General features: G+C 64.1%; 1 protein-coding gene and 1 pseudogene. Both read right to left on the bottom strand.

Annotated elements, in window-relative coordinates; genetic code table 11:
• Positions 1-323: 323 nt before the first annotated feature.
• On the bottom strand, positions 324-1,376 hold the full coding sequence (locus MFF24_RS28560) for an aliphatic amidase (RefSeq protein WP_238229209.1): 1,053 nt from the start codon (positions 1,374-1,376) through the stop codon (positions 324-326).
• A gap of 73 nt (positions 1,377-1,449) precedes the next feature.
• Positions 1,450-1,636: pseudogene (locus MFF24_RS28555) on the bottom strand (carbohydrate porin); the annotation flags it as partial.

Genomic DNA, 1,636 nt, shown 5'->3' with positions numbered 1-1,636 from the left:
CCGGCCGCCCGCGCCTGTCAGCTTCTCGGATCTAGCCTTCCGGCTACCCATGGCCACCACCATGCAGTAGCCTCGCAACTGGCCCGGTCCAAAATACCGGTCAGGTCAGACAATACCGGCTGGAATGCGCCAGTCGACAAACATCATACTCCCGAGCCGACAAACTCGCTGCTTCATCGAAAATATGAACAAACGAAATCAATGAGTTCGTCAGGATCTTGCCGACAAACTTCCCGCATGCGCACAATTGACGGAGAACGCCCTCGACCCGGATCGGGTCGAGGGCGCTCAGCGGGATGAGGTGACGCGTCGGTGCGCTGGGCTCAGCGCGGGTCGGGCGGGCCCTCGCCCTTGCCGACGAAGGGGATGCCCTCGATCGGACATTCCTCGGTGCCGACGCTGGAGCGGGTGATGGCGCGCACCGCGTCGCGGGTGCCGTCGGGGTCCTCGATCCAGCGGCGATAGAAGTCGTAGGGGCATTCCGACATCCCGTGCCGGTTCTCCTTCGAGTTGATCATGCCCGTGTAGCCGCGGTGCAGCAGCTTGAAGAGGTGGTTCTCCGACTGGCCGTGGGCACGGAAGTCGCGGATCAGGAACTTCGAGAGCGCCGCGTACTGGATGCCCATCTCCTCCTCGCCGCACTCGCCGAGCGTGCGCCCGTCGAAGCCGATGATCGCGGAGTGGCCGAAGTAGCTGTAGACGCCGTCGAAGCCGGCGGCGTTGGCCACTGCGACGTAGGTATTGTTGGCGAACGCCATCGCCTTCGAGATCAGCACCTGCTGTTCTTTCGCCGGATACATGTAGCCCTGGCAGCGGATGATCAGTTCGGCGCCGCGCATGGCGCAGTCGCGCCAGATCTCTGGGTAGTTGCCGTCGTCGCAGATGATCAGGCTGATCTTGAGGCCCTTGGGGCCGTCCGAGACATAGGTACGGTCGCCGGGATACCAGCCCTCGATCGGGGTCCAGGGCATGATCTTGCGGTACTTCTGCACGATCTCGCCCTGGTCGTTCATCAGGATGAGCGTGTTGTAGGGGGCCTTGCGCGGATGCTCCTCGTGGCGCTCGCCGGTGAGCGAGAACACGCCCCAGACCCCCGCCTTTCGGCAGGCCTCGGCGAAGATCTCCGTCTCGGCACCGGGGATCGAGGAGGCGGTCTCGTACATCTCGGCCGCGTCGTACATGATCCCGTGGGTCGAGTATTCGGGGAAGATCACGAGATCGAGGCCCGGCAGGCCGGCCTTCATCCCGAGGATCATGTCGCCGATCTTCTTGGCATTCTCGATGACCTCGCCCTTGGTGTGCAGGCGCGGCATCTTGTAGTTCACGACGGCGACGCCGACGCTGTCCTGGCTCGATGAGATATCGCCGTGCATCATGGCGGCATTTCCTCCGGTTTCGTGTGAGGAGGGGCCCGTTGCGCGAGCCCCCGGTTTCGTCTCGGAATGCGGATCAGCCCGGCGCGAGTCCGAGGAGGGTTCCGAGGGGGACGACGAGGGTGAAGCCGCCGTAGAAGCCGTCCTTGGCACGCCGCGGCGTGTAGGGGTTCCAGAACGTGTTCGGGTTGACCACGTACTGCACCACCGGCTCGAGGATCACGCCCGCGCCGACATCGAGATGCGCGTTGGCCTCGAACACG

Origin of the sequence: Methylorubrum aminovorans, from assembly GCF_022179725.1 — a bacterium.
Taxonomy (GTDB): Bacteria; Pseudomonadota; Alphaproteobacteria; order Rhizobiales; family Beijerinckiaceae; genus Methylobacterium; species Methylobacterium aminovorans.
The sequence above is the reverse complement of the archived record's forward strand: the minus strand, read 5'-3'. Positions and strand labels throughout refer to the sequence as shown.